Source organism: Pseudoalteromonas umbrosa (assembly GCF_030125375.1).
GTDB lineage: Bacteria > Pseudomonadota > Gammaproteobacteria > Enterobacterales > Alteromonadaceae > Pseudoalteromonas > Pseudoalteromonas umbrosa.
In genome coordinates, this window is sequence record NZ_JASJUU010000007.1 from 296,911 (window position 1) to 317,236 (window position 20,326).

The 20,326-nt window shown below is 42.2% G+C and carries 20 protein-coding genes; 11 read left to right on the forward strand and 9 right to left on the reverse strand.

What is annotated here, in order from left to right:
* Nucleotides 1-2: 2 nt before the first annotated feature.
* The 10 genes from kdsC to mgtE all read left to right on the forward strand — a co-directional run bounded on the left by kdsC (nt 3) and on the right by mgtE (nt 7,461).
* Nucleotides 3-554 carry a 3-deoxy-manno-octulosonate-8-phosphatase KdsC gene (gene kdsC / locus QNM16_RS20855; protein WP_284022209.1) on the forward strand — a complete coding sequence of 184 codons (552 nt, stop codon included), beginning with the start codon at nt 3-5 and terminating at the stop codon, nt 552-554.
* Nucleotides 551-1,105, forward strand: a complete 555-nt coding sequence (gene lptC, locus QNM16_RS20860; RefSeq protein WP_284022210.1) for an LPS export ABC transporter periplasmic protein LptC — start codon at nt 551-553, stop codon at nt 1,103-1,105. Before kdsC ends, lptC begins: the two co-directional genes overlap by 4 nt.
* The gene (gene lptA / locus QNM16_RS20865; protein WP_284022289.1) at nt 1,095-1,625 is read left to right on the forward strand and encodes a lipopolysaccharide transport periplasmic protein LptA; all 531 of its coding nucleotides are present in this window, start codon (nt 1,095-1,097) and stop codon (nt 1,623-1,625) included. Before lptC ends, lptA begins: the two co-directional genes overlap by 11 nt.
* Nucleotides 1,622-2,347: an LPS export ABC transporter ATP-binding protein gene (lptB, locus tag QNM16_RS20870; RefSeq protein WP_284022211.1), complete on the forward strand. Its 726-nt coding sequence runs from the start codon at nt 1,622-1,624 to the stop codon at nt 2,345-2,347. The genes lptA and lptB overlap by 4 nt, the downstream gene beginning before the upstream one ends.
* 41 nt (nt 2,348-2,388) lie before the next feature.
* Nucleotides 2,389-3,900: an RNA polymerase factor sigma-54 gene (locus tag QNM16_RS20875; protein ID WP_284022212.1), complete on the forward strand. Its 1,512-nt coding sequence runs from the start codon at nt 2,389-2,391 to the stop codon at nt 3,898-3,900.
* Between the two features lie 26 nt (nt 3,901-3,926).
* Nucleotides 3,927-4,214 carry a ribosome hibernation promoting factor gene (hpf, locus tag QNM16_RS20880; protein WP_023397244.1) on the forward strand — a complete coding sequence of 96 codons (288 nt, stop codon included), beginning with the start codon at nt 3,927-3,929 and terminating at the stop codon, nt 4,212-4,214.
* A 2-nt stretch (nt 4,215-4,216) separates the two neighbouring features.
* Entirely contained in the window at nt 4,217-4,672 is a 456-nt protein-coding gene (gene ptsN, locus QNM16_RS20885; protein WP_284022213.1) for a PTS IIA-like nitrogen regulatory protein PtsN, read from the forward strand.
* A gap of 12 nt (nt 4,673-4,684) precedes the next feature.
* A complete protein-coding gene (gene rapZ / locus QNM16_RS20890) occupies nt 4,685-5,527 on the forward strand; it encodes an RNase adapter RapZ (protein WP_284022214.1) in 843 nt (280 codons plus the stop codon).
* Nucleotides 5,527-5,802 carry an HPr family phosphocarrier protein gene (locus QNM16_RS20895; protein WP_284022215.1) on the forward strand — a complete coding sequence of 92 codons (276 nt, stop codon included), beginning with the start codon at nt 5,527-5,529 and terminating at the stop codon, nt 5,800-5,802. Before rapZ ends, QNM16_RS20895 begins: the two co-directional genes overlap by 1 nt.
* Nucleotides 5,803-6,102: 300 nt before the next feature.
* Entirely contained in the window at nt 6,103-7,461 is a 1,359-nt protein-coding gene (gene mgtE / locus QNM16_RS20900) for a magnesium transporter (RefSeq protein ID WP_284022216.1), read from the forward strand.
* 31 nt (nt 7,462-7,492) lie between these two features.
* On the opposite strand, the gene pmbA is transcribed toward mgtE, so the two are convergent.
* On the reverse strand, nt 7,493-8,842 hold the full coding sequence (gene pmbA, locus QNM16_RS20905) for a metalloprotease PmbA (RefSeq protein ID WP_284022217.1): 1,350 nt from the start codon (nt 8,840-8,842) through the stop codon (nt 7,493-7,495).
* Nucleotides 8,843-8,990: 148 nt separating this feature from the next.
* Here pmbA and yjgA point away from each other — a divergent pair, with 148 nt between their 5' ends.
* Nucleotides 8,991-9,515 (forward strand): ribosome biogenesis factor YjgA, encoded by a 525-nt coding sequence (yjgA, locus tag QNM16_RS20910; RefSeq protein ID WP_284022218.1) that lies wholly within the window; start codon nt 8,991-8,993, stop codon nt 9,513-9,515.
* A gap of 42 nt (nt 9,516-9,557) precedes the next feature.
* Here yjgA and tldD read toward each other — a convergent pair whose 3' ends face one another.
* The 8 genes from tldD to QNM16_RS20950 are packed head-to-tail and all read right to left on the reverse strand — an operon-like array spanning nt 9,558 to nt 20,299.
* On the reverse strand, nt 9,558-10,997 hold the full coding sequence (gene tldD, locus QNM16_RS20915; RefSeq protein WP_284022219.1) for a metalloprotease TldD: 1,440 nt from the start codon (nt 10,995-10,997) through the stop codon (nt 9,558-9,560).
* Nucleotides 10,994-11,821: a carbon-nitrogen hydrolase family protein gene (locus tag QNM16_RS20920; protein WP_417710415.1), complete on the reverse strand. Its 828-nt coding sequence runs from the start codon at nt 11,819-11,821 to the stop codon at nt 10,994-10,996. The genes tldD and QNM16_RS20920 overlap by 4 nt, the downstream gene beginning before the upstream one ends.
* A 45-nt stretch (nt 11,822-11,866) precedes the next feature.
* Nucleotides 11,867-15,898, reverse strand: coding sequence for a YhdP family protein (locus tag QNM16_RS20925; protein ID WP_284022221.1), 4,032 nt, complete (start codon nt 15,896-15,898; stop codon nt 11,867-11,869).
* A gap of 6 nt (nt 15,899-15,904) precedes the next feature.
* The gene (rng, locus tag QNM16_RS20930) at nt 15,905-17,377 is read right to left on the reverse strand and encodes a ribonuclease G (RefSeq protein ID WP_284022222.1); all 1,473 of its coding nucleotides are present in this window, start codon (nt 17,375-17,377) and stop codon (nt 15,905-15,907) included.
* Complete coding sequence (locus QNM16_RS20935; RefSeq protein ID WP_284022223.1) at nt 17,370-17,948, reverse strand: Maf family protein; 579 nt, start codon at nt 17,946-17,948, stop codon at nt 17,370-17,372. Before QNM16_RS20935 ends, rng begins: the two co-directional genes overlap by 8 nt.
* Nucleotides 17,948-18,424 (reverse strand): rod shape-determining protein MreD, encoded by a 477-nt coding sequence (gene mreD / locus QNM16_RS20940; protein WP_063361365.1) that lies wholly within the window; start codon nt 18,422-18,424, stop codon nt 17,948-17,950. Before mreD ends, QNM16_RS20935 begins: the two co-directional genes overlap by 1 nt.
* Nucleotides 18,414-19,256 carry a rod shape-determining protein MreC gene (gene mreC / locus QNM16_RS20945; protein ID WP_284022224.1) on the reverse strand — a complete coding sequence of 281 codons (843 nt, stop codon included), beginning with the start codon at nt 19,254-19,256 and terminating at the stop codon, nt 18,414-18,416. Before mreC ends, mreD begins: the two co-directional genes overlap by 11 nt.
* A complete protein-coding gene (locus QNM16_RS20950; protein ID WP_010376642.1) occupies nt 19,256-20,299 on the reverse strand; it encodes a rod shape-determining protein in 1,044 nt (347 codons plus the stop codon). Before QNM16_RS20950 ends, mreC begins: the two co-directional genes overlap by 1 nt.
* Nucleotides 20,300-20,326: the final 27 nt, after the last annotated feature.

Below are 20,326 nucleotides of genomic sequence, written 5' to 3' on the forward strand. Positions count from 1 at the left end.
ACATGCAATTTAGTGAGCTTTATCAAGCAATCTCTGTACAGACAAGCGACAAAGCGAAATCTATCAAGCTGCTAATTTGCGATATTGATGGCGTATTTTCAGATGGTCGTATTTATTTGGGTAACCAAGGTGAAGAATTAAAAGCATTCAACACCAAAGATGGTTTCGGAATCAAAGCCTTAATTGAAACTGGTGTTGAAGTTGCCGTCATTACTGGGCGACATTCAGAAATAGTTAAGCAACGTATGACTAGCTTAAACGTAAAACACATTTACCAAGGTCAAGAAGATAAGGTTAAAGCATACGAAGAATTAAAAGACAACTTAAACTTAACTGATGATCAAATTGCCTATATTGGCGATGATGGCCCTGATATTCCGGTAATGCAAAAAGTAGGACTCGCTGTTGCCGTCGCAGATGCCCACCCACTGGTAAAAAAACTGGCTCATTACACAACCTTGTTGCCAGGTGGATTTGGCGCTGTGAGAGAACTAACCGACTTATTAATGTTGAGTCAAGGTAACGAATTACTCTCTACGGGGAGCAGTACATGACCAATTTGCGGGTTATTTTACTCGTAGTTTTCGGTGCTGCCATGCTGTGGCTTTGGTACCCCTATTTGACCCAAACAGAACTGTCGTTACAGCAAGAACAAGAAACAATCGCTCAACCTGACTACGTTGCAATTGATTTAAAACAGACCTCATTTGCAGAAAATGGACAGCTGAGTTATCAAATAACAGCACAGCGAATGGAGTTATATCAAGAGTTGGGATTTAGCCACTTTGAAGTACCAATTTTTGTTCTACATAATGGGCAACATAACTGGCAGCTCACTGCCAATGAAGCCACCTTATATGAAAACGATACTTTGATTTTAGAAGGCAACGTCAAAGCGACAAACTTAAATGACAATGCCATGATCACCGAAATAGACGCAGATAATCTTCGACTTGAAATCAGTAATCGAATAATGCGCTCAGAGCAACCGGTGATCATTACTGGCCCAAGCTTAACCATTACCGGTAAAGGGCTAATCGCCGATCTCAATGTTGAGGTCATTGAACTCATTAACCACACTGAAACGATTTATGATAAGCAATAAATTAAGTGCAACCCTACTAGTTACTTGTGCTATCGCACTTTTTCCATATAGTGCCCTTGCCAACAATACGCCTGAACAAGTGATCATCAGTTCAGGTAAGCAACAAGCACAGTTGCAGACTAATATTGGGGTTTTTGAAGAAAACGTCGAGATAATACATGGCCAACGAAAAATTTTCGCTGATCGTCTTGAAGTCCATCGCAGAGAAGATTTGGGTGAGAATAAACAATTATTAGTTGCAACAGGATCTCCCGCGATTTTCCAAGAGCAGCAGACCGATGGCAGCTTATTAAAAGCCTCAGCCCAAGAAGTACGATATGACGTAGCTAATCGCTTATTAACGATTAAAGGCAATGCCGAAATCAGCCAAGCTGGTCAAAAGATTTCTGCCCAAGAGATCCTCTATGATATGGAAAAACAGCTTATTAGCGCACAAAAGGCAAATGAGGAAGGTAAACGTGTGAGAACTGTTTTACTCCCTGTTGATAAAGAACAAGATGGTAACAAGGAGCCGCAGTGAGCACATTAAAAGCGACGGCACTGGCCAAAAGTTATAAAGGCAGACAAGTTGTAAAAAATGTTGAACTAAGTGTTGAAGCAGGAAGCATAGTTGGTTTACTCGGCCCAAATGGCGCAGGCAAAACCACCACTTTTTATATGATTGTTGGCCTTGTACCAAGCGATAAGGGCAGTATTCATATTGACTCACAAGATATAACTCTATTACCAATGCACAGCCGAGCTCGGTTGGGTATAGGGTATTTGCCTCAAGAGTCTTCAATATTCAGAAAATTAACGGTGTACGACAATTTGATGGCTATACTTGAGACTAGAAAAGACCTCAACAAAGCCCAACGCGAAACGATATTGAACGATTTACTCGATGAATTTAATATTCAACATATTCGCTCTAGTTTGGGAATGGCTCTCTCTGGTGGTGAGCGTCGACGCGTAGAAATTGCTCGCGCTTTAGCCGCAAATCCTAAATTTATTCTATTAGATGAGCCTTTTGCTGGTGTTGATCCAATTTCAGTGTTAGATATAAAGAAAATTATTGAGCATTTAAAAAACCGTGGGATCGGCGTATTGATCACTGATCATAATGTTCGAGAAACTTTGGATGTATGTGAAAAAGCATATATTGTTTCCCATGGTGAATTAATTGCTTCGGGCACACCTGAACATGTTTTAGCGGATCAAACCGTCCGAGATGTCTACTTAGGCGAGCAATTCAGGCTATAGTTAAGAATAAGCGTAACAACAGAAAGGATTGTTAGATATACATGAGGCAATCGCTACAGCTGCGCATGGGGCAGCAATTAACAATGACACCGCAACTGCAGCAAGCAATACGCCTGCTGCAGTTAAGCACATTAGACCTCCAGCAAGAAATTCAAGAAGCGCTGGATAGCAATCCTTTATTGGAAGTAGAAGAAAACGAACAAGAAGCCTTTGATAACGGTGTAGATAAAACCCATGAACAAGCTCAGACTGCAGAGAAAACAGACAGCAATACTGAAGATGCCGTTGAACCGCAGCTGAGTGACTATGAACAAGACACGGATACAGCACTCAACAAAGAAACACTCAGTGATGAAATGGCTATGGACGTCACATGGGATGAATATATCAGTGCTGCACCAGTAAGCTCTTCAGGCCCAATGCCTGAAGATGAAAGTGTCTATCAAGGCCAAACAACCGAAAGCCTTCAAGAATACCTTATGTGGCAATTAGAACTCACACCTTTTAGTGCAATCGACAGGCTGATTGCACTGTCTATCGTTGAAGGTGTTGATGACTCTGGAATCTTGACGGTACCTTGCGAAGATATTGTTGAAAGCTTAAATAAAGACAATGATCAAGAGCCAATAGAGTTAGATGAAGTTGAAGCCGTATTAAAACGTATTCAACTGTTTGACCCTGTCGGGATCGCAGCTCGTAGCCTTCAAGAATGTCTGATTGTGCAACTAAATCAATTTACAATGGACACGCCCTGGCTGGAACAAACAAAGCATGTAATTGAAGAGCATATAGACCTATTAGCAAATCGTGATTATCGTACTATTATGAAAAAAACGAAGCTTAAAGAGGGCGAACTCAAAGAGGTCATGACGCTAATCCATAGTTTGAATCCCAAGCCAGCAGCCAGTATCGTGCAAGAAGAAGCGGATTATGTTATCCCCGATGTATCCGTCAAAAAAATAAAAGGGCGCTGGGTAGTTGAGCTAAACCCTGACTCAATGCCCAAAATTAGAGTCAATGATCATTACGCTGCAATGTCACGCTCAGTCAAATCAAATAGTGACAGTCAGTTTATTCGTTCGCATTTACAAGAAGCGAAATGGTTTATTAAAAGTTTAGAAAGCAGAAATGAAACTTTATTGAAAGTTACCAATTGCATTGTTCAGCAACAACAGGCATTCTTTGAACATGGCCCTGAGGCAATGAGGCCTATGGTTCTCAATGATGTTGCTGAAATGGTTGATATGCACGAGTCAACAATATCTCGGGTAACAACACAAAAGTTTATGCACACGCCTCGCGGCATTTATGAATTGAAATACTTCTTCTCGAGCCATGTTAGTACCGAGAATGGTGGGGAATGCTCTTCAACAGCAATCAGAGCACTCATCAAAAAGCTAATTGCTGCAGAAAACTCAGCTAAGCCTTTAAGTGATAGCAAAATTGCAGATGTATTAGCTGACCAAGGTATTAAGGTGGCAAGACGTACTATTGCCAAATACCGAGAGTCTTTGGCTATTCCACCGTCTAATCAGCGTAAAAGCTTGATTTAGGCGTAACAAAAGAAGGAAAAATGCTTATGCAACTAAATTTAACTGGTCGCCATGTAGAAATTACCGATTCATTAAGAGACTACGTAACAAGTAAGTTTGCGAAGCTAGAAAGGCATTTTGATCACATCAATAACGTGCATGTAATCCTAGATGTCGAAAAACTAATTCAAAAAGCAGAAGCCACTTTGCATGTAAATGGCGGCGAGCTATTTGCTTCAACAGAACATAAAGACATGTATGCAGCCATCGACGGCTTGATTGACAAACTAGATAGGCAAGTTATTAAACATAAAGAGAAGCTAACTCGACATTAACCATGAAACTTAGCACACTAATCTCTGAGGACTGCAGCAAAGCTGCGGTCCTTTTTAATAGTAAAAAAAGAATACTCCAATACATCAGTGAATTGGCACAAGAAAAAATACCAAACGCCAATCAGCACGATATTCTCGAGGCACTTTTAAATCGCGAAAAACTGGGCAGTACGGGTATTGGAAAAGGCATAGCTATTCCGCACGGACGACTAGCAGGGCTGGATAATATCATTGCCATCTTACTTGTAAATCAGCAGCCTATTCCATTTGATGCCTATGACGATCGCAATGTAGACATTTTTGTTTCACTCATCGTACCAGAAGGTGGAAATAAACAACATTTAGAGACCTTGGCGAGTATCGCTGGTAAACTAAATGATAAGCATTTTTGCAAGAGACTTAGACAAGCAAGTAATGATCATGAGCTTTACCAAGTCCTTGTTGAGTTTGATAAATAATAGGAATGAATCGTGGAGCTCATAATTATCAGTGGCCGATCTGGCTCGGGTAAATCTGTTGCATTAAGAGTATTAGAAGACTTGGGCTATTACTGTGCTGATAATATTCCTGTCAACTTGTTACCTGCTTTAGTTCGCAGTGTTTCAGACAGCTATAATAAAATTGCAGTTAGTATCGATGTGAGAAACCTGCCAAAAGAGCAACAAGAGTTCCATGATATTTTAGAATATTTGCCGGGCTTCGCTAAACCGAAGGTTTTTTATTTAGACTGTGATGACCAGACTCTGATTAAACGCTTTTCGGAAACACGACGTTTACATCCGCTTTCACTTAATGATTTACCGTTAGACTTGGCTATAAAGCAAGAAAGAACGTTGTTAGACGTATTGATACGCCGTGCTGATATCACAATAGATACAACGGACTTAAGTGTTCATCAATTGGCAGAAAGTGTTCGTGAAAAAATATTAGGCCAAAAAGATAAGCAACTAATTATTACTTTTGAGTCTTTTGGCTTTAAACATGGTATTCCCAAAGAGGCGGATTACGTTTTTGATGCACGCTTTTTACCCAACCCTCATTGGGAGCCGGAATTAAAGCCCCTAACAGGCTTGGACCAGCCTGTCATAGATTACTTATCGAGTCACAGCATAGTACAAAAGTTTGTTTGGCAAATACAAACATTTATGCAGACTTGGTTACCACACCTTGAACGTAATAATCGTAGCTATTTAACAATCGCTATCGGTTGTACTGGTGGGCAACACCGCTCAGTTTACCTAGCCCAAACGCTTGGTGAACGCTTTCAGAAAACACACTCTAATGTGAAAATTCGTCACCGAGAACAAGAGTGATGCAGCGATGCCAAGGGGTTTTTCTGATAAAGAATAAGTTGGGACTGCATGCCAGAGCCGCAACCACATTGGCACAGCTTTCAACTCAGTTCGATGCACAAATAACACTTTATCAAGGTGATAAAAGTGCACAGGGAGATAGCGTATTAGCATTGCTTCTCTTAGAAAGTAGCCAAGGTAAAGAAGTTGAGGTGAGGTGTACTGGCCCTGATGCCAAAAATGCTTTAATTGCTATTGGTAACCTCATTGAAGACAAGTTTCATGAAGCGGAATAACTCATTATCTTTCCTAATCTCTTGTTTAGTGTAACTTGTCACTTCTTAATTTGTAGTAATACTGCAATAGCGTACTTTTATTTTAAGCAGCTATAATCAATTATTATTTTATCTATTACAATATGATAACTAGCATTGATAATGTGTCTTGTGCACTTACACTAAGCTCAAAATTATGAGCTCTCTTCCGTATAAAACAGCTTAATTGCCATTTTGTACTGCAGAAAATTGCTAATAAATCATTAAAGTGACTATTCACAACAAGTAATCACCTTTTCTTATTTTTAAATTTGGAAGCCTATGCCTGACGTTTTTGAGCAAGACTATACACTGGAACAATTACAACAAGTAACAAAAGCAATAAACAGTGGGCAGTTTGTTCAAGTCAGACAAACATTAGCTGAGATCCCCCCGTGCGATACCGCACTGCTACTTGAATCCTCTCCTCATAAAATCAGAACAACACTTTGGCAATTGGTCGACCCAGATATTCAAGGCGATGTACTTGAAGAGCTCTCAGAAGATGTTCGTTTAAGTATCATAGCTAAAATGGAGCCAGAGTTAATTGCGGCTGCAACAGAGGATATGGACGATGACGACCTTGGTGAAGTACTTAGAAGCCTTCCAGTACCTGTCTACCAAGATGTTATCAGTGCCATGGACAGTCAAGATAGAGCACGGGCAACCCTTGCTCTATCCTATAATGAGGACTCTGCAGGGGCACTAATGAATGGCGACACCATCACCATTCGTCCAGATGTAAGCCTTGATGTGGTTTTAAGATACTTGCGTCTAAAAGAGGAACTACCTCAAGGCACAGATGATCTCTATGTCGTAGACAAAGAAAATCGCTTTTTAGGGTCTTTACCTATTGGCATCTTATTGACTAACCCACCTGATAAGCTTGTCCAAGAATTGATGAATGAAGATAGGGAAACCATTCCTGTCAACATGCCCGAAAGCGAAGTAGCCCAACTTTTTGAACGACATAATTGGATATCAGCTCCCGTAGTCGATGATCAAACGCAGCTCTTAGGCCGCATAACTATTGATGACATTGTCGATGTTATCAGAGAAGATGCTGAACATAGCTTAATGAGTATGGCAGGTCTTGAAGACGAAGAAGATACTTTTGCACCAGTCATGAAAAGTAGCCAAAGGCGCTCAATTTGGCTTGGGATCAACTTACTCACCGCACTGCTCGCCGCCTTTGTAGCAAGCTTTTTCGAGAGCACTCTCGATATCCTACCTATTTTAGCAGTGCTCAATGGCATTGTACCTAGTATGGGAGGCGTGGCCGGTAGCCAGACATTAACCTTAGTTATTAGAGGTATTGCTCTTGGACATGTTAATCAAACTAACCAAAAGTTTTTACTCGGGAAAGAACTCGCGATTGGCGCTCTCAATGGTGTTCTTTGGTCTTTATTGATCGCTGGTGTGGTAGCGGTTTGGCAATGGGACTTTAAACTCGGCGCAGTTATCGCATTTGCCATGTTTATGAACTTGGTTGCAGCAGGCATCGCAGGGGCAAGTATTCCTCTGATCCTCAAGCGCATGAAGATAGATCCAGCACTTGCTGGGAGTGTAGTTTTAACAACAGTGACAGATATTGTTGGAATTTTTGCGTTTTTAGGTACTGCCACTTGGTTTTTACTCTGAGCCTAGCTCAGAGTAACCAAATGAATCAGCTCTATTGACCAGCCACTTGCATGCTATCAATTAATACAGAACCAGTTTGAACTGCGCCACGTAACTCAATATCACCGCCGATTGCCTGAATATTGTGGAACATCTCTTTTAAGTTCCCCGCAATGGTAATCTCGCTCACTGGGTATTGTATATTTCCATTTTCGACCCAAAAGCCAGCAGCACCACGAGAGTAATCTCCAGTTACAGTATTCACCCCCTGCCCCATCAATTCGGTAACCAGTAAACCAGTCCCCATTTCTTTTAAAATGGCAGCCAAATTTTCATGGGTACTTTGAACTAACCAATTGTGGATCCCGCCAGCATGACCTGTTGCCTGCATGCCCATTTTTCTCGCAGCATAGCTTGCCATTAAATAGGTTTGAAGCTCACCACCGACGATAATATCTCTATCTTGTGTATATACTCCTTCACTATCGAATGGGCTTGACGCTAAACCTTGCAACAAATGCGGCCTTTCATGAATATTGACACAAGAATTAAAAACCTGCTTACCAAGCGTATCTAATAGAAAACTAGATTTGCGATATAAGGCACCACCACCAATTGCTGAAACAAGATGCCCAAATAGGCTATTCGCAATATCAGCTCTAAATACCACTGGCACCTTCATGGTTTCAAGCTTCTGACTCTTCAACTTAGCCAATGTCGACTCTGCGGCCTCTATTCCAACTGTTTGAGGCGCCTTTAGTAAATCATGCTTTCTCGAGATGCTAAATGCGGAATCCCTTTGCATCACATCGCCTTCTTGGCCGATCACCATGGTGCTCAAAGTGTGACGTGTTCGAGGGAAGCCAGCTAAAAAGCCATGGCTGTTACCATACACCCTAAGGCCTTGGTGAGACGCTATACTCGCACCATCCGAATTTACAATTCGGCTATCAAATTCAAGCGCAGATTTTTCTGCTTCAATACAAGATTCAATCGCTTCTTGTGGCGATAGCTCCCAAGGGTGGTATAAATCAAGGTCCGGAATATTTTGTGCCATTAAAGCTTTGTCAGCTAATCCATTACATTCATCATCAGCCGTATATTTTGCAATTTCAATGGCTTTTTGAACAACTGAGTGTAATGCTTGTTCACTCAGGTCAGCAGTTGAAGCTGAACCTTTATGATTACCAACATAAACACTGATCCCCAAGCTGCCATCTTGATTAAATTCGATGGTATCGACTTCGCCCATTCGCGTGCTCACTGACAGTCCAGAGGTGCGGCTCATCGCCGCTTCAGCAGACGTAGCCCCCAACTTTGACGCCATCGTCAAAACCTCAGATACAGCCTCTTTTACTTCGTCGATTTGTTGGTATATCGAACCCGCTTGGTTATCATTCATGTTGCTTTTCCAAATACTTTTAAACTCTACAATCCTAACACAGCAGTGAGCATTTCGCCGTGATAATTGTAAATGACCTCACTATTACGATATTTTTCTGCGCTTCTTGGTATAATCAATATAATTGTAATATTAAATGGCCTTTATTATGGCAAAAAAACCAGATCACAATATTGATGATGAAGAAATCATCTATGTCTCCAAAAGCGAGCTGAAGCGAGATGCTCAGCAATATCAGCAACTTGGTATTGATATTGCTGAACTTGGCAAAAAGCAACGAGACAAACTGCCTTTGACAAATGAACTTATTGAAGCAATGGCACTTGCAGATAAGATCCGTGGCAAACATGACGCATACCGTCGCCACATGAATTACATTGCTAAAGTACTTCGTACAACAGAAAATGTTGAACAGCTACAAACCGCTTTAGATATGTTGCTCAACAAAAATAATCAAGCAGAAGTGTTACTTGGCCAAGTAGAGAGAGTACGAGATGAAGTGCTTAAACTTGGAGATAGCAAAATTAACGAACTTCTTGAAGCACATCCAACTATGGAACGCCAAAAGCTGCGTCAATTGGTCCGCCAAGCAAACAAAGAGCTTAAAGCAGAGAAGCCTGCCAAAGGCTATAAAGAGTTGTTTCAATACTTGAAAGAAGCAATTCTGCCCTAAGTTTTTGAGGGGAGCGCGCTCCCCTTAATCATTATAGGTAGATTAAGCGGTACCACCCACCGTCAATTGATCAATTTTAAGGCTTGGCTGACCGACACCAACCGGCACGCTTTGACCATCTTTACCGCAGACACCAACACCTCTATCTAACGACAAATCATTACCAACCATAGAGATCTGCTGCATAGCTTCTGGGCCATTGCCAATCAGAGTTGCGCCTTTAATTGGCTGCGTTACTTTACCATCTTCGATTAAATACGCTTCAGATGCAGAAAAAACAAACTTGCCTGAAGTAATATCCACTTGACCACCGCCAAAGTTGCTCGCAAAAATGCCTTTTTTCACTGAGCTGATGATTTCTTGCTGTGTACTCTGTCCTGCCAACATATAAGTATTTGTCATTCTAGGCATAGGTAGATGTGCAAACGACTCTCTACGTGCATTACCTGTAGGCTGAGTCTCCATTAAACGAGCATTGGTCTTGTCCTGCATATAACCTTTTAAAATACCGTTTTCAATCAGAATATTATAACCAGCAGGTGTACCTTCATCATCGATATTTAACGAACCTCGACGATTCGCCATCGTGCCATCATCAACTACAGTACACAATGATGAAGCTACTTGTTCGCCGACTCGGCCACTAAAAGCTGACGCACCTTTGCGGTTAAAATCTCCTTCTAAACCATGCCCCACAGCCTCGTGTAGCAGTACGCCAGGCCAACCAGCGCCTAACACAACCGGCATAGTTCCCGCAGGAGCATCAATGGCAGTTAGGTTTACACGTGCTTGTCTCACAGCCTCTTTTGCATAGACCATCCAGCGTGGTTGGCCATTTTCTAACTCTTTAAAATAACCATAGTCCAAGCGAGCACCACCACCAGCACTACCGCGTTCTCTTCTGCCATTACTTTCCAATAATACAGAGCAATTTAAACGAACTAACGGGCGAATATCAGTCGCAAACGTGCCGTCACTTGCAGCGATTAACACCTCCTCATATACTGCAGCAATCGAGCAAACGACTTGCTGAGCATCCGGCGCTAAATCTCTGATCGCTGCATCGACTTCTTTCAGTAAAGTTATCTTTTCTTCATCCGTCATGCTAAGCAGTGGCTGCACAGGATGAAACTGAATTGGCGCTTTTACATCAGTAAAAACTTGCACGCGCTTAGACTCACCTTGCTGGGCAATGGAACGTGCCGCTTCAGCAGCTTGATTAATTGCTTCTAAGTTGATTGCATCTGAGTAACTAAAGCCAGTCTGCTCACCACTAACGGCCCTAACACCTACACCGCGTTCGATGTTGTAGCTCCCCTCCTTTATCTTGCCATCTTCAAGTACCCATGTTTCATTGTAACTGGACTGAAAATAAAGGTCGGAATAATCAACATTGTGCTGATGAATATAATTAAGTGTTTTTTCCAGTTGCTCTCTAGTTAACTGACTGTCAGCTAACAAGCTTTTTTCAACTTGATTCATATCATATTGCTCTTAAATCGGTTGTGCTGCAATACAGGCATTGCTTGCCTTATACTGCGTAGCTCGGTTAAATCTAACCGTCTTTGTATTGGCTCTAAAGATAGCGCGCTGTTATCTAGCACTTCTCCCCATGGGGAAATAATAACGCTATGCCCGTATGTTTCTCGCCCATTTTTATGTTGCCCAACTTGCGCTGCAGCAACCACATAGCTTTGTGTTTCTATGGCTCTTGCTTGTAGTAATGGCAGCCAATGAGCCTGACCTGTTACCGTGGTAAACGCACTTGGAATTAGGAGTATATTGGCCCCTTGCTCACGTTGAACCTGATACAAACCTGCAAAGCGCATGTCATAACACACACTTAAGCCTAGCTTACCAAAGGGACTATCTACAACAACAACTTGATCACCCGCTGCTGTAAACTCGGATTCTCGGTAGCGCTTTGCTTTGTCGCTGACATCAGCATCAAATAGATGAATCTTGTTATACTGAGCTACAAGCTTGCCGCTATCGTCAAACAGGCAACTGGCGGCGAAATATTTATCGCCCGTCGCCGAAATTGGCATGGTACCTGCGCTCAACCATATACCTTTAGCTTTGCAAAGTTGTGCTATTTTTTCTATCCACTCGTCGCTGCGCTTTGCAATTGAAAGCGAGTCTAAACCATTTGCACAAAATGCCAGCCAGGCTTCTGGCAAACACACTAAACTGGGCGACGTCAATCTCAAAGTATCTAATTGTTGAGTGAGATATTTAAAATTCTCTTCAGGTGCCATAGCCGAGCACATTGGGATCACGACAATATTGGCGTAGTCAGATTTCATCATGCTTTATACCACTTTGTTAAACGCACTGCTCTTTTCCAAGGTCTAACGTCCATTACCTTGGGACTCGTCATTTATCGGCTTTTCCTGCTCTGACGGCTGGGTTTCACCCATTTTTAACTCAGTTTGCTTTGGCTTTATCGGCACTGATTTGTTCTGCTTTGGTGTCACCGTTTGCTCGGTGCTCGATTGCACACGTTCTGTGCTTAACACTGTCGGCAGACCTGACTCTGACTCATTTCCTTCAACATCTTTAGGCTTAGATACGTCATTTGGGATTTCAGGTGGTGGCGACTCTGGCGGCTTCACGCCAGGTAACGTAACCTCGCGACTCTTACGCTCTACCTCGGTCACAACAGGCTCTTGCATTGTACCTGTCACCTTAAAATTAATTTCTGATATCACACGTGCCGAATGAATAACCTTGTCAATTGCAAGCGCTGCCAGTCCAGTCACTGGATTAACCATCCAACCCACTATCACAGGTAAACTCGACGTGACCTGTGGCGCAATCGCTAAATCATAGTTAATCTCGTGCGTCTTTAAGTTCGCATAACCAGAAATACTCAGATCAGCTGGTACACCATCCATTTTCGTATCTTGAGTGAACGCAACACCATTATCGATCTGCAAGCTACCTTCCATTTGATTGTAGAAAAAACCTTTAGCAAAAACATCCCTAAAATCAAGCTTCAACTTGCGTACCAAAGAGTCCAAACTCAACAGAGAAAAAACACGCGCACCCTGATCGCTAATATCTGTCAAATGGCCTTCGCCCAGTTGCCACTGAATATCTCCAGCTAATGTTTCCCATTGGAAATCATACGGCGCAGCTTGCCAACTCAAATTAAAATCGATATTAGCTTGAGAGTCTTTCACAGTTGACGTGATATCAAACTCTTCCATTAAGTCACCAAAGTCAGCACTACTTAAATTGCCATTTATAAGTGACACACCGTCTCGCCAACTCCCCTTCGCCGAAAGCGTATGTGTACCTTTATCTACATCTAAGTTTGCAATCGTAAGTTGCTCACCATTACCCACAATTGACAGGTTTACTCTATCAAGTTGATACTGATTAATACGGCAATCATCGCAACCAAACTCTATGGCTGGAATACGCGTCAACCAGCTCAAATCTGTCGCTTCTTCTACTTCAGGCACCTCTGCCTGCTGTGAATTCAAACGCAGATAATCTGCCTGTATATCAATTGCAGCAGTTTCCTCAGTAGGCAGCAGGACCTGTGCTCTGAGCTCCTTTCCATTCAAGCGCATTTTCCAGCCATCACTTTCTGGCTTCATCTGCATTTCAATGTCATTGAACAGGATATTACCAACAAGAAGCTCACCAAAATTCGCTCTTATTTCATTCAGTTCTGGTAATAAACTGGTGTTATTTTGCGACGATGATGTGCTCTTCTCGATAACCCTATCAATAAAAGCGAACCATGTATCTAACTGAACGTCAGGTTGATCGATCGTCACTGTAAAGCCTAACGGATCAAGCCCTCGATTTTGTGATCCAACTACCAAGTGCGCTTTATCGAAGCGTCCATTTTTATTATCTAAAATACCATTGAAATACAGTAGATCATTCACATTCGCTGTGATCAGGTTAGATATGTCATCGCCTCTTACTTCACCAATCAATTTTCCAGCTGAGTCAGACGTTTTACTATAAGGATGAGGTAGCATCACTGACACGCCAGTCAAATCTGAGCTGAAACTTGCTAAGTAATTAAATCCTCGCTCTGTAAAATTTAGCGCTATATTGGTACTTAAAAGCGCATTACCTTCAATAAAACCATCCATCAACCCATTACCGTGTGGTAATAAGGCTTCGCTGCTGGCTTGTAAAGCTGCTTCTATGTTTACTTCATAACCTTGTTTATCACCATTACCCATAACCGAAAATTCTATCGGCATGGTTAACCAAGTTGCTTGTGCTTCCTGAAGTTTTATCTCATCATCATGGAAGGTTAATTCACCATGCACATCGTTAAGCTGCATACCCGGTTTACTAAGATAAATATGATTGCCATTTAACTGCACCGCCCCTTTTGCAACAACTTCTAAGTTATGTAAGTCTATATCGAGATCTATCTCACCATATACAGTGCCCTCACCTTGAACAATATCAAGTACATTAACCAAGGGATCTGCTATCGGTGTATCTGCAAAAAAATCGTTTAAACTTGATGCTTCTGTTTGCTGGCTGATTTTAACCGTGAGATTATCAGCTTGCTCAAGATCAGCCAAACTCACCAACACATTACCGACAATATTCTGATTGGAAAGTTGGCCAGAACCTGCCGTAATATCCATACGTTCATTATGAAAATGCAGCTCAACTCCAGCATTTTTTACGCTTTGCCAATCAGGTGCAAATAAAAACTCAGCGCCTTCAATATGCGCCAATACTTCAAACTGCCCCTGTTTATCACGATATGGAAACGCATTTAATGGCCCTGACAACAATACTTGAGCACTAACCTCTTCTCCGGTAATGATGCCCCTGTCTAAGTACTCAACCAAGTTGCTGTGCATTAAATCCAATGGAAAATAATGCCCCGCAATCGAAGCATCTTGACCATACACTTCTGCATACAAATCTAATTCAGGCTGAGAGAATAAACGAGTATGAAATTCTAGCGCCACTGCAAGGTGGTCATTACTTACCCACAAATTATCGGAATTAACCTGCCAATGCGCATTCATATCCTGCCAAAAATGTATCTCGCCATGGAGCTCATCAATGCCAATGGGCTTTATAAAGCGCGGCCCAGTCATGAGCTGTTGCTGATGGGCACTTACGCTGACCACACCACGCTGCCCCAGCCAGTTAATTTCAAGGTCTAAACCCGTAAGGCCTGGTGCAGCATCACTTTCAAGCCATGCAATATTTTTTGCAAGACCCCAAACATTGATGCCGCTGTCTGCTTGCCAAGTGACCTTAGCCTTATTGAGCTCGCCTTTAAACTGGCTTTTCTCTATGCCTTTCGCCCAATCGTATTTTGTCAATGCAAGGGCATGTGCTACCGGCTCTAAATCAAATTGCTGTAGCCAAAACATGCGCTGAGTGCTCGACCATTGACCCTGAAATCGTGTTGGCTGATAATTATGATCGTTGCTGACGAAAGTAAACTCAGAGCTAGTCAATAGCCAACCAGTTTCAGACGGCTCAATTAACAGCTGCCCACTTTCTAGGCCTAATTTATTTAACCTATTTTTATCACTCCAAGTCACGTAGCTAGGCTCAACTTGAATTAATATGTCACTTAATTTTCCCTGCTGCAGCTGAGTCCAAAGCTGTCCATTTATGCTGGCACTGAGGCTGCGATAACTATCATCTAAATGCTCATCAATTAAGTCTAATACATTTAGATCATTAGCTTGGAGGTAAATATCGCCTTCAATTTCTTGCAAAGTTTGTCCTGAAAGCTTAACTCGGGTATTTAAACTCCCCTTGGATAAACTTGGAAAAACAAGTCGGCCTTCACCATGGTGTGCATTAGTGCTATTTTGCCAAACCATATCTTGTATAAGTATGGTGTGTTGCAGATCCTGCAATCCAAAAAAGTGAACCTCACTATTTTGGACCGAGAAATGCCCAGTTTCACCTAAAAATAATCCTTCTATCAGTGCCTGTTGCTCAAACTCTCCTTCATTAGCACTGTCTTCCAAATTAAGCCTATCTAGATGAATATTCGCTTTAAAACCATCAAGCACAAAATAATTGGAAACTAATTGCCATTGCCGCAGAGACTGAACAACGTTAACCTGCAAGCTGGTATTATCAATATGTAGAGAAATAGGAGCATTTTGGTTATCTTCAAAGCTTACATTTTCAAGCACAAGAGCAGGTCCAGTGCCTTGCCAACTCGCACTAATTGAGCCAATGCTCAACTCAACATCAAGTTGACGGTAAATCAAAGATTCTATGCTATTTTTGTAATCATTAGCGTACGGCAAGCTCAGCTTCAACAGAGAAACCAAAACCGCAAGCATAACCAAGGTTACAGCAAAAGCTTGCCAAACCTTTCGAATACAAAAAAAACAAATTGTTTTGGGGTGCATATCGGCCTACATCATTACCACATCAAACTGCTCTTGGCTGTACAAGTTTTCAGTTTGGATACTTACTTGCTTCCCAATAAACAGCTCTAGTTCAGCTAAGTTATGATACTCATCATTAACCAAGGCCTCACTCACAGCAGCAGATGCATACACCATAAACTTATCCGCATCATATGCTCGATTTACTCTGACAATTTCACGCAATATCTCATAACAAACCGTTTCTACGGTTTTCAGAGATCCTCTACCAGAACAAGAGGGACATACATCACATAAAATATGCTCTAGACTTTCTCTTGTGCGCTTTCTCGTCATTTCAACTAAGCCAAGCGCTGACAGCCCATTAATATTTGCTTTAGCGCGGTCCTTTGCCAGTGCCGCTTCGAGTGAATGTAATACTCGACGTTTATGTTCATCGGAAACCATATCAATAAAGTCGATTATGATAATACCGCCTAGATTCCTTAACCTAAGCTGACGCGCAATAGCAGAAGTTGCCTCAACATTGGTATTGAAAATGGTTTCTTCTAGATTTCTGTGGCCAACAAATGCCCCTGTATTCACATCTACAGTCGTCATGGCTTCTGTTTGATCTATGATTAAATAGCCGCCTGATTTAAGTTCAACTTTACGATGCAGCGCTTTTTGTATCTCAGCCTCGACATCAAAAAGATCAAAAATCGGACGCTCGCCAGGGTAATACTCCAAAGTTTCAGATAATTGAGGTACAAACTCTTCTGTAAACGTCTTCAACTGCTGATACGTCAACTTCGAATCAACACGAATACGTTCCATATCTTCACCAACGTAATCGCGTAGAGTACGGAACGCCAGCGTCAAATCCTCATGCAAGATACTTGCTTTGCTGGTCTTTCTTCGCTTGCTAACAATTTTTTGCCAAAGTTTTTTTAGAAACTCTGCGTCATGCTTTAACTCTGCTTCAGCAGCTCCTTCAGCTGCAGTGCGAACAATAAAGCCACCATTTTCATCGTTATATTGGGCAACAATATGTTTAAGACGGTCGCGCTCTTCTTCTGTTTCAATTCTTTGACTAACACCAACGTGCGTTGCATCAGGCATAAAAACTAAGTAACGAGAGGGGATGGTAATATCCGTGGTTAAACGCGCTCCTTTGGTACCGATTGGATCTTTGACAACCTGCACCATAATGAATTGGCCCTGCTTAACCAGCTCTCTAATATCCTGTACCTTTTTAATTGGCTGATGATCAACAGCTTCTTCAATAGAAGCACTACTGACAATATCTGAGGCATGTAAAAAAGCAGCTTTTTCTAGGCCAATATCAACAAACGCAGCCTGCATTCCCGGTAGCACTCGGCTCACTTTGCCTAAATAGATGTTACCAACAATGCCTAAGTTACCGACGCGTTCAACTTGCACTTCTTGCAGCACACCATTTTCAATGAGTGCGACTCGACTTTCACTTGGTGTTACATTGATCAATAATTCGCTACTCATCTCGACCCGCCATAAATGCTTGAATTAATTCGTCTGTTTCATATAAAGGTAGTCCGACTACAGCAAAATAACTACCTTTAAGCTGTGTTACAAATCGTCCACCGAGACCCTGTATACCATAACCACCGGCTTTATCTTGTGGCTCTTGGCTTGACCAATATTGTTCTATCTCTGAAGCTAAGAGTACTTTGAAGGTCACCTCAGTAATGACTGTTTTACTCATCACTGTCTGATTATCTGCCAGCGCAATCGCAGTCATCACTTGATGCGTGTTGCCTGATAGCTTTGTCATCATAGAGATAAAGTCGTCTTTGTTTACAGGCTTACCAAGTGCTTCTCCATCAGCGACAACAATCGTATCACTACCTAAAACAGGACGGTTCTCACTTCCTATTCCAACTCCACTTTGTGCTTTGAGCCTAGCCAAGCGCTCAACTAAAGCTTCAGGTGCTTCATTTGGCAAAGCTCGCTCATCCGCATCGACAGAAAATTGCTCAAAATCGTAACCAAGCTGGCTCAATAACTCTTTGCGGCGTGGAGATGCCGAAGCCAAATATAATTTTACGGTCATTAACGGATCCTAAAATGTCTACGGTACTTCCTTAGCAATAGGAAGATCCAAGGCCAACACAACATACCAACCAAAGCCGGCCATAAATATGCAGGATTAAAGTAAATATCTAATAAGAAATGATTTAGCCAAAACTGCAATAAGTGGTACAGCGCTAAAAACAAGCCTATTAACATGGCTTGCTGCCACAAGGAGAAGTTTCTTAACTTCTGGAAATTACTGACTGTAATATATATGCACACTGAGTAGGTCAATGAGTTAACCCCCAAAGGAGAGCCTACAGCCAAATCCATGATCAGACCCGTGCACCATGCCCAGCCAATATTAACCCTGTGCGGTAACGCAATTGACCAATACATCAATACTAATAGGACCCAATCTGGTCTAAAAGGTTCTAAAGAAAAGGGTAATGGCATCAATGCCATAATAAGCGCAAGAAACACGCTAAACGTGATAAAAGAAAAGCTACGGCTCATTACTTACCTCCGTATCGTTTTCCCCTAAAATAACCAGTAGTCTAATCCTGTCTAACTGCGCAATAGGTTCAGCATACACTTTTGCAAAAGGCAGTCCTTCATCTCTGTCAATCTCAGTAACAACGGCGACTGGATAACCCTCAGGAAAGCGACTCCCTAGACCTGAGGTCACTAAGATATCGCCGATACGAATATCCAAACTGTGTGAGACATGGGCTAATTGCACCAAATTGATCTTGCCAATCCCCTCGACTACCATACTGACATCATTACGTAAGATCCGAACTGGAGTCGCATGGGTCGTGTCTGTCATCAACAATACACGGGAGGTTGTGGTGCCGACATGAGTCAATTGACCTACTAATCCCAGTTCATCAATAACAGCTTGCCCTTCTGATACGCCATCAATCGTGCCCTTATTAATAACAACCTGATGATTATATCGATTCGAACGCACAGACAGTACCTGAGCGATTTGGCGGTCATGGGACTGTCGTGACGAAGCCCCCAGTAGCGCTCGCAGCTCGTTATTTTCTTTTAATAAAAATTGGAATTGCTGAAGCTGCTCACTTTGCAAAAGTTGCTTGGCGCGCAAGGTTTCATTCTCGTCTAGGAGCCGATCTCGCGTATGTAAGCTTTGTGCACTCACATTAAATAGTTCGTATGGGATGTTAGCGGCATATAATACTGGGCTAACTAAGGTATTCAGTGTCGTTCTGACAAAAGTACCACCAGCGGTATACCTGTCACCTATGATGAGGATAATACTAAGCACAACTGCGACAGTAAGTCGCAGTTGTAAAGAGATGCTTCGGCCAAACAGTAAATTCATCAGTCGTAACTAAATACATCGCCACCATGCATATCAATCATCTCTAGCGCTTTACCACCACCGCGTGCAACACACGTAAGAGGATCATCAGCAACCACGACAGGGATTCCAGTCTCTTCCATCAGCAATCGATCTAAATCTTTTAACAATGCGCCACCGCCTGTTAAGACCATGCCATGCGCTGAGATATCAGATGCCAACTCAGGTGGAGATTGCTCTAGCGCAACCATCACTGCACTCACAATCCCCATTAGTGGCTCTTGTAATGCTTCTAAAATCTCGTGTGAGTTAAGTGTAAACGAACGTGGTACACCTTCTGCTAAATTACGTCCGCGCACTTCAATTTCAATTGGTGTTTCACTCTTAAAAGCAGAACCGATTTCATGCTTAATATGCTCCGCAGTTGCTTCACCAATTAAGCTACCAAAGTTACGTCTTACATAATTAATGATGGCTTCATCAAATTTGTCACCACCAATACGCACAGAGGAAGAATAAACCACGCCGTTAAGTGAGATGATCGCAACTTCTGTTGTACCACCACCGATATCAACAACCATTGAACCCGTTGCCTCAGATACTGGTAAACCAGCACCAATTGCTGCGGCCATTGGTTCTTCAATCAAGTATACCTCACGCGCACCAGCTCCCATGGCTGACTCACGGATCGCACGCTTCTCAACTTGTGTTGCACCACACGGTACACAAATTAATACGCGTGGACTTGGACGCATAAAGTTATTGTTGTGAACTTGCTTAATAAAATGCTGAAGCATTTTTTCCGTCACATAGAAGTCCGCAATAACACCATCTTTCATAGGCCTTATCGCTTTGATATTACCTGGTGTTCTACCAAGCATCTGCTTTGCAGCTGTACCGACAGAGGCAACACTTTTTGGTCCACCTGCTCGCTCTTGACGAATTGCCACAACAGAAGGCTCGTTCAATACAATACCTTCTTCTTTAACATAAATCAGTGTATTCGCCGTGCCTAAATCAATAGACAGGTCATTTGAAAATAATCCACGTAGCTTTTTAAACATGAGGCTGGGTAACCTTAAAGAATTCTT